Source organism: Bacillus fungorum (assembly GCF_002746455.1).
GTDB classification, from domain to species: Bacteria; Bacillota; Bacilli; order Bacillales; family Bacillaceae_G; genus Bacillus_A; species Bacillus_A fungorum.
On sequence record NZ_NWUW01000071.1, the window covers coordinates 1 to 6,901 of the forward strand.

General features: G+C 32.5%; 10 protein-coding genes. 5 read left to right on the forward strand and 5 right to left on the reverse strand.

Going from position 1 to position 6,901, the window contains the following annotated elements:
- Positions 1 to 273: 273 nt before the first annotated feature.
- Complete coding sequence (locus CO726_RS30175) at positions 274 to 924, forward strand: hypothetical protein (protein ID WP_099686748.1); 651 nt, start codon at positions 274 to 276, stop codon at positions 922 to 924.
- A gap of 229 nt (positions 925 to 1,153) precedes the next feature.
- Here CO726_RS30175 and CO726_RS32910 read toward each other — a convergent pair whose 3' ends face one another.
- Both CO726_RS32910 and CO726_RS30180 read right to left on the reverse strand, forming a co-directional pair.
- On the reverse strand, positions 1,154 to 1,288 hold the full coding sequence (locus CO726_RS32910) for a hypothetical protein (protein WP_281259865.1): 135 nt from the start codon (positions 1,286 to 1,288) through the stop codon (positions 1,154 to 1,156).
- On the reverse strand, positions 1,288 to 2,361 hold the full coding sequence (locus tag CO726_RS30180) for a Rap family tetratricopeptide repeat protein (RefSeq protein ID WP_099686749.1): 1,074 nt from the start codon (positions 2,359 to 2,361) through the stop codon (positions 1,288 to 1,290). Before CO726_RS30180 ends, CO726_RS32910 begins: the two co-directional genes overlap by 1 nt.
- 215 nt (positions 2,362 to 2,576) lie before the next feature.
- Between CO726_RS30180 and CO726_RS30185 the strand changes: the two genes are divergently transcribed.
- Complete coding sequence (locus tag CO726_RS30185) at positions 2,577 to 2,816, forward strand: helix-turn-helix domain-containing protein (RefSeq protein ID WP_088609645.1); 240 nt, start codon at positions 2,577 to 2,579, stop codon at positions 2,814 to 2,816.
- 83 nt (positions 2,817 to 2,899) lie between these two features.
- Positions 2,900 to 3,151: a hypothetical protein gene (locus CO726_RS30190; protein ID WP_099686750.1), complete on the forward strand. Its 252-nt coding sequence runs from the start codon at positions 2,900 to 2,902 to the stop codon at positions 3,149 to 3,151.
- Positions 3,152 to 3,372: 221 nt separating this feature from the next.
- On the opposite strand, the gene CO726_RS30200 is transcribed toward CO726_RS30190, so the two are convergent.
- Together CO726_RS30200 and CO726_RS30205 are read right to left on the reverse strand one after the other, a co-directional pair.
- On the reverse strand, positions 3,373 to 3,747 hold the full coding sequence (locus CO726_RS30200; protein WP_099686751.1) for a hypothetical protein: 375 nt from the start codon (positions 3,745 to 3,747) through the stop codon (positions 3,373 to 3,375).
- 48 nt (positions 3,748 to 3,795) lie between these two features.
- Positions 3,796 to 4,077 (reverse strand): YolD-like family protein, encoded by a 282-nt coding sequence (locus tag CO726_RS30205; protein WP_099686752.1) that lies wholly within the window; start codon positions 4,075 to 4,077, stop codon positions 3,796 to 3,798.
- 279 nt (positions 4,078 to 4,356) lie between these two features.
- Between CO726_RS30205 and CO726_RS30210 the strand changes: the two genes are divergently transcribed.
- Both CO726_RS30210 and CO726_RS30215 read left to right on the forward strand, forming a co-directional pair.
- Positions 4,357 to 5,202, forward strand: a complete 846-nt coding sequence (locus CO726_RS30210; RefSeq protein WP_099686753.1) for a MerR family transcriptional regulator — start codon at positions 4,357 to 4,359, stop codon at positions 5,200 to 5,202.
- Between the two features lie 102 nt (positions 5,203 to 5,304).
- Positions 5,305 to 6,312 (forward strand): C45 family autoproteolytic acyltransferase/hydrolase, encoded by a 1,008-nt coding sequence (locus CO726_RS30215; RefSeq protein WP_099686754.1) that lies wholly within the window; start codon positions 5,305 to 5,307, stop codon positions 6,310 to 6,312.
- Between the two features lie 204 nt (positions 6,313 to 6,516).
- Here the strand turns inward: CO726_RS30215 and CO726_RS30220 are convergent.
- Positions 6,517 to 6,901: DinB/UmuC family translesion DNA polymerase (locus CO726_RS30220; RefSeq protein ID WP_483860608.1), on the reverse strand; the 385-nt coding region annotated here is incomplete at its 5' end.

Consider the following 6,901-nt stretch of genomic DNA (forward strand, 5'->3'; position numbering starts at 1 on the left):
GGAGATAGGGCACTTTGAATCTCTTGAGCAAATAGTTGTAATTCGTTAGAAACAGAAACAGACATAAAAAACGCCATCCTTTCCTATGATTCTACAGAAAGAATAGCGTATTTTTTCATTTTAGGGGGCATTTCTTTTTATTAGCTTGATAGCGATGTGGCGGTACCCCTCTCAGACATATTTGATTAGTTGGAAATAAAAACCAGTCTATGACCCATTTTTACACGTATCTCGGCTGAACCCCAAATATTATTAAAGGGGATGTAAAAGATTATGAGAAATGCATTGAAAAAATTGGGAGTTTCTTCACTTGCTCTAACTTTAGGAATTGTTTCATTTGGTGTACTATCACCTAATGCAAATGCGGAAGAAACTAACAATACAAAATCAGTAAAAGTACAAAAACCAGCTCTTACGAAAGATCAAATCATTGAGAGATTCGAAGAAATCAACCTAAAGTATCCTTATAATGTAGAATTTTCAAAAGAGGATGCGGATTTTGTAAGAACATATGCAAAATCTACAGTATTTGGTGAGTCTGAAGCAGCTACTCTTGCTAGAGATTCTCAATACTTTAATAAAAGTGGTGGGGGTTCAGGGATATCAGCAAGTATGAATGGCTATGTGTGGGATGATGTTAATACTCTTAATCACTCGTTTGGGGGATATTTCTCAACACGAGTAAATGAAGGACAAGCCAAAAAAATTGTAAATTCTGTTACAATTACTGCATATGGTGTAGTTGGGAAAAATGGAATTGGGAAAGTTTTTAGTAATACGATAAGTGATTCTGCTAATAATACTAATTACCTTTATTCTGATATAAGTGAAGGCTACACTGCTGTAGCTGTTGTTTATACTAGTAAACATGCAAAAGCAACTGTAACTGGACAATACGGAACATTTACGATTGCTACTTACTAAAACTAAACAATGAAGGCAGGTGAAAAACTTGTTTTCTAATTTCAGTTTCACAGGTGCAATAATTACAATTGTTATCATTGCAATTGTAGTAATATTAATAAGGTTTATGTTTAAGAGTAACAAGCAAAAATAAAAAGAACCTATATTGGGTTCTTTTTATCTTGTTAATAATTATTTGGGTTACGCATTGTAATGGGGTAATGAAATAAGTTTTTAGTATTTCATTGTGTTAAATAGTTTCACCATGTGCATATTGAACAAAATCTACTTTTTCTTTTGATAGAGATTGTAAGTTTGTAGTGTTGCTGAAGCTGAAAGATAAAAAACCTGTGACAATAGCAAAAATTAATAGAGATTTTTTCATTATTTTAAAGCTCCTTTCTCTGAAGCCTTTTTATCAGCTTCATTTGTCATGTGTAGATATTTGCTCGCTTTTTCATACGATTTTAACTCGTAAAACTTATTGCCTAGAACGGCTGAATAATCTTTTACATATTTCCATAACTCTTCTTTCTTAAAATAACAAATTCCTGCCAAAATGATGTCTTCTAATTCATCTGTACTTATATTGTCATTTAATCCTTTTAGAATATTGAAATGATGATTGTACTCTTCATTTGAAATTTTTAATCCGTTTTCAATATGCAACCTGACAGCGTTTGTATCATTTAATTTGAAATACTCCTGCGCTAATAAGAATAGTGTTTTTTGGTTATTTACAAGTGATTCATTTAAGTATTTAATTGCTAGTTCGGATAGGTTTTGATCTGCATACAATAATCCTAAATTATGTTTCACTTTTGCTGATAGTTTATCTTCGTCGTGTTTGTTGAAAGTATTTAAAGCTGCAAGGAAGTGTTCTTCCGCACTTTCATACTGACCGAGGGAAGTACAAGCAAGACCTAGTGTGTTATTACAAGCAGCAACTTTGATTTCATATCCTGCATGTTTTGAAAATAATTCCTTTGCCTTTGTAGTATATTTGATTGCTGGTAGTGGCTGATAAATATGATAGTGGAAAGAACCAAACATATAATTAAATTCAGCTATTTCAAGTTCATCTGGAATGTCTTTTAATAATGCTTCAGCTTCTTCGTATTGTTCTTTAGCAGAAGTGTAATCTCCCATATTTATTGAATAAATTGCTTTAAAAAAAGAATGATAGTATCTTAGGAAGGTATCTGCTTGATCAGGTAAACAATCTATCTTTTCTAAACTATCTTTATAGTTTTCAACGTCATGGGTAAGTAACTTATATCTAAAGTCTAGTAATGAATAATAAATAAGGATATTTTGATCTTCTTCAATTTGATGAATCTTACTATCAATTTCTTTCTTGAAATTTGTGGATTTTAGTACATGTTGTGAAATGATGGATTGATACCAATTGTTTAGTAGATTTGTTATTTCTCCTTTGGAGACAGTTTGCACATTCATAATTAATCCCCTCACCCTATTAGTATATATTTCCATAATTTTACCATGTTAGCTTTACCTGAAGGAGGTGTTGTTGTTGAAAAATAAAAAACTGATTATTCAGTTTTTCGAAAGAAGGGGGTGGTAGTTCTTCATTTGCTTAATTTTCGCATGTGGAATTCATCGTGTTTTTTATTTGGTTGAACGTTACTTATAGGTAACGAGAGGTGATAGGAATGTTATTTATGCTAGATGAAATTATGACACCGAGGGAAGCGTGCGATCGTTGGGGGATTACACAAGATGCTCTGAGGATGAAATTGAAGAGAGGTAAAGATAATAAATTAGTAGATGAATTAATTAAAGGTGGGAAAATTAAATACTACAAACCTGAAGGGAAACAACGTGGAGAATGGATTTTAACGGTAGAAGCTATGGATTTGCTATTTCCTAAAAGAAAGGAAATAGTTAAATGAATTTTTCTAAAGTGTTAACAAAGTTATCTATTTCTGTTATAATAAAGATAACAAAGTTATCACTTTTAAAGGGGATGTTATAAATGGAAAAATACATTGTAAACTATCATACTGGTGTTACAGAAGAAGTTGAAGTAAGTGATTTAAGTGAAGCTAAAAAAGTTGCTGAAGAAGGTATAGCTTACACGCAAGAAAAAATCACAATTGAAACTTTAGATGGCGAAGTAATAACAACCGCATATTGGTATGGAATATCCCCACAAGAGGATGATAATGTACTTGAAACGGTTGGTGGCGGCTTTTATCAAGTGTGGAGCGATGAACTGGGGGAGTAATTCCCCTTCTCGTTGGTTTAAAAGAATTTGCTGAGATACTAGGTTGGGATAAAGCCCGTTTAAGCACAAAGTTTTCTCGACAACGAGATGGGAAGAAAGTAAGACCATTATTACCTGAGCCAATCCAGATCCTTGCTTCTACTCCTGTTTGGACATTGAAACAGGCAAAAAAATATAAAGCTATAATTGATGGTAGGTCTGCTGAATAAGCAGACCTTTTTTTATTTAAATTCTACATAAAATTTAGTGTCGATGATTCCGAAAGCAACTTTACAGGGAAACGGGTTTTTTCCTACTGAAGCAGCACGCATACAAGAAAGTACCCAATGTTCTAGTTCTAAAGGCAAGCGACATGCTTGAATACTATCTTCATTGTTTTTTACTATTACGATTGGTGCGTTTACCCCAGTTGTAGCAAAACTGTCCGTTGTTAGCATTCCCACTGCACCATTAGTGTGAAAACCAGCACTTAGAACTTCATAAATCATTCCATCTTTTTCACTAATGATCATTGGTATATTTAAATAGGGATAGTTATTTATATCGTCATGAATAATTGCTCCTGCTGCACTCTTTCTTATTTGAGCCTCTTGCATTTTGTACACTCCTTTATAATGGTTTAAATGTGCTTACGTAAATATATTCTATTTTGCATCTATTATATTATAAAATTGCAGTTTCATCCTGTTATAAAAAGCATCGGTACATATAACAGCACTATTTGGTGGATCAATATCAACGACAGTCATATAGCTAGAGAGTAAATAACCATCCTCATAATATGTAATTAGTATTTCTTCTTCAGATAATAAGGAACATAATAACATGTTCTCAATTAGTGCTTTTTCTTCATCTGTTAAGATCGGCCGAGTTACTTTGTTTTTCTCCTTGATGATTTCACGTATCCCAGCAAACTGTTCAGGAATTGCGGCAAACGGTTAACTATACTACAATGAAAAGCGAATACTATGTTTAATATGTGAGTCTATTATTCTTTTTTAAACATTATATAATTATTAGCTGTACGTAAATAATCTAGTATATTATGTTTAAAATGTAACAGAGATTTTTTCTTTATAGTTAGAAAATAACTTTTATAAGAGTGCTGGCGTAAAATTAATTACTAGGGTTAGTATGAAATTATACTTAATGTAAGTAGGTTAATATATTTATAAACACAGTTAGGTGTTTGAAAGGATAATATTATGTATACTATAGGGAAATTTTCGGAAATATGTAATTTGCCTGTTAAAACATTGCGGTATTATGATGACATTGGTTTACTAAAGCCCTCATACATAGACCCTGAAACTAATTATCGCTATTATGATTATGACAAAATTGAAGCTATTAAAATAATAATGCTTCTAAAAAGTTTGCATACTCCATTAGCGGATATAAAGGGAATTATTGAGAGAGTTGATCAAGTACAGTGGAATAGTATATTCGAACAAAAAATTTCTGAACTGGAAAAGCAAAAAGAACAAATCTCTAAAGAAATAGAAGAAATCAAACAATTGCAAATAAAAATGAAAGCCGATGTTCCAATCATTCAGGGTTCGATTTTCTCTAATTGTTATGTTGAAATTCGGGAGAAGACATGGGTATATACTCTTCGTAAAAGAATTAAGATCAACTTTATAGATATGCTCGTGAAAAATTTATTCGATCAAGTTTATGCTTTTAATCTAAAGGTTAATGGAAAGCTCATGGCTATTTTCCATGATAGAGATTTGAAGAAAAATGAGGCGGATATCGAATTGCTTATACCTGTAAGTGATTCGAATAATATAGATAGTTGCAGAATATTACCCAACGGAAATTACGCATGCATTACAGTTAAAGGACCTTACACAGACTTGGCTGCAGGATATGAAATACTGAAAGAGTGGATTGATGAAAATAATCTTACACAAAATGGAAAAATGATGGAGATATATGAGGAAGGACTAATTTCTTCTAATTTTAATTTGCGGGATCTACGTCCCAATTTAAGCAGACATCCATCAGACTTTTTTACAAAATTATGTGTACCTGTTATCAAAAATTGATATTAAATAAGATTTTTATAAAATTCGGGTAAACCCTCCATCTACTGGAGGGTTTATTATTTTTATATACAAAGATTTTACTTAACAAAGGAGGAAAAGAATATGTATCATCCGAGATTGAAAGGGGATCCATATAGGGCAGGGAGGCATTATGCAGAAATTCTTTACAAAAACGGATTTCGCTTCCCACAAGTTACAGAAGAAAAATTACATTATGGAAAATCATGTATCCCAATTCTGAATGAGTTTGATTCGGATATTGTAAAGGAAATACACGGTTTTGCTGACGGTTGTCATGCTTCTTTTGAGGAAGTAAGCTCCTTTCTATTAAGTATAGGAGTTTTTGAACCTTCAGGCCAATGCAGTATTTTTGCAGCATTTAATGGTAAGGAAGTCATTATCGGACGCAATTATGATATGCTCTTTAGTTTGAAGAAAATTACAGAATCTTCATTAGTTTGTTTTGATGACAAAAATAAATACCTAGGTGACTCAGATTGTTTTATTGGAAAAGTGGATGGCATAAATGAACATGGTTTATTTGTGGGCATTACAGCAGTCCCACATGAGGGAATTAAACTAGGTTTAAACTTTTATATTTCATGTAAACATATTTTAGAAAATTGCAGTAATGTAGCGGAAGGAATCGAGGTGTTAAAAAGTTTTCCAAGCTCAGTTGCGAATAACTATTTATTGGCTGACCCATCAGGGAGTATGGTAGTTGTTGAAGTTACTCCAAATGAATGCAATGTTCGTCTACCGAAAAATAATTATATTCATTGTACGAATCATCATGTAGGTGCATTAGCTGTAGAGAACTGGAATTGGAGCAAATCAAAAGATCGTTTTGAAACATTAGATAGAGTTCTTGCTGAAAATGTCAATAATATGACACTTTCTATTGCCAAATCAATTATGTCTGAAACCAAGGGGCATGTCTGTTTAAATTTAACAGAGCATAAATTTGGAACGCTTTTCTCGGTAGTAGCAAACTTAAATACAATGGAAATAACCAGAGCTGAAGGAATGCCGAACAAAGCAAAATATACAGCAGATCAGAGGTTGACAGAAGCTATTTTAAAAGAAAAGAAAAAAGATACTGTTCAATAGATTGAAATATATTATAGCTAATAGTAGCAGTTATGGTATTCAATTAACGGGCGCGATTACTGAGCAAGAAGTAAAAGGGCGATACATATTATATATGACTAATATGTATCGCCCTGTATTTTTTATGACTTTTTACAATTTAGGTCTTGATAACCAATAGAGTGAATTTCACCATTCCTCTTCCTTTTGGCATATTAGCGTTGTTCATGATTTGTGGCCCCCTATTAGTGTGTTTCTGTATCTAGCTGTGGCGCTATGCGTGTAGGAAATCCCCCGCAAAATACTGTTCTTCCCAAACCTTGTGCGTATTTCATCCATTACTTTTGTTAACTTCACTTCTTGTTCTCGTTTCGTGACATTATCAAAAAGAGAGATTTGTTCTTCCCCTTCTTGAATTAGATTCGTTAAAGAGATGTTTATGCTGCGGATAGGTTCTCCAGTATATTGTTCATGTAAAAAGTATGTACAAATCTTATAAATATCCATTGTTAAGTTAGTCGGACGACTTAAAGTATGTGTTTTTCTAATACCACCGTTATAACTCTTGCTATAACCAACAGAAAAATGAACGGTTTGAGCAAGTTTGTTT

What these genes read in the sequence shown, in the direction of transcription:
- CO726_RS30175 (WP_099686748.1), top strand. Translation starts at nt 274, where the DNA reads ATGAGAAATGCATTGAAAAAATTGGGAGTTTCTTCACTTGCTCTAACT.
- CO726_RS32910 (WP_281259865.1), bottom strand. Translation starts at nt 1,288, where the DNA reads ATGAAAAAATCTCTATTAATTTTTGCTATTGTCACAGGTTTTTTATCT.
- CO726_RS30180 (WP_099686749.1), bottom strand. Translation starts at nt 2,361, where the DNA reads ATGAATGTGCAAACTGTCTCCAAAGGAGAAATAACAAATCTACTAAAC.
- CO726_RS30185 (WP_088609645.1), top strand. Translation starts at nt 2,577, where the DNA reads ATGTTATTTATGCTAGATGAAATTATGACACCGAGGGAAGCGTGCGAT.
- CO726_RS30190 (WP_099686750.1), top strand. Translation starts at nt 2,900, where the DNA reads ATGGAAAAATACATTGTAAACTATCATACTGGTGTTACAGAAGAAGTT.
- CO726_RS30200 (WP_099686751.1), bottom strand. Translation starts at nt 3,747, where the DNA reads ATGCAAGAGGCTCAAATAAGAAAGAGTGCAGCAGGAGCAATTATTCAT.
- CO726_RS30210 (WP_099686753.1), top strand. Translation starts at nt 4,357, where the DNA reads ATGTATACTATAGGGAAATTTTCGGAAATATGTAATTTGCCTGTTAAA.
- CO726_RS30215 (WP_099686754.1), top strand. Translation starts at nt 5,305, where the DNA reads ATGTATCATCCGAGATTGAAAGGGGATCCATATAGGGCAGGGAGGCAT.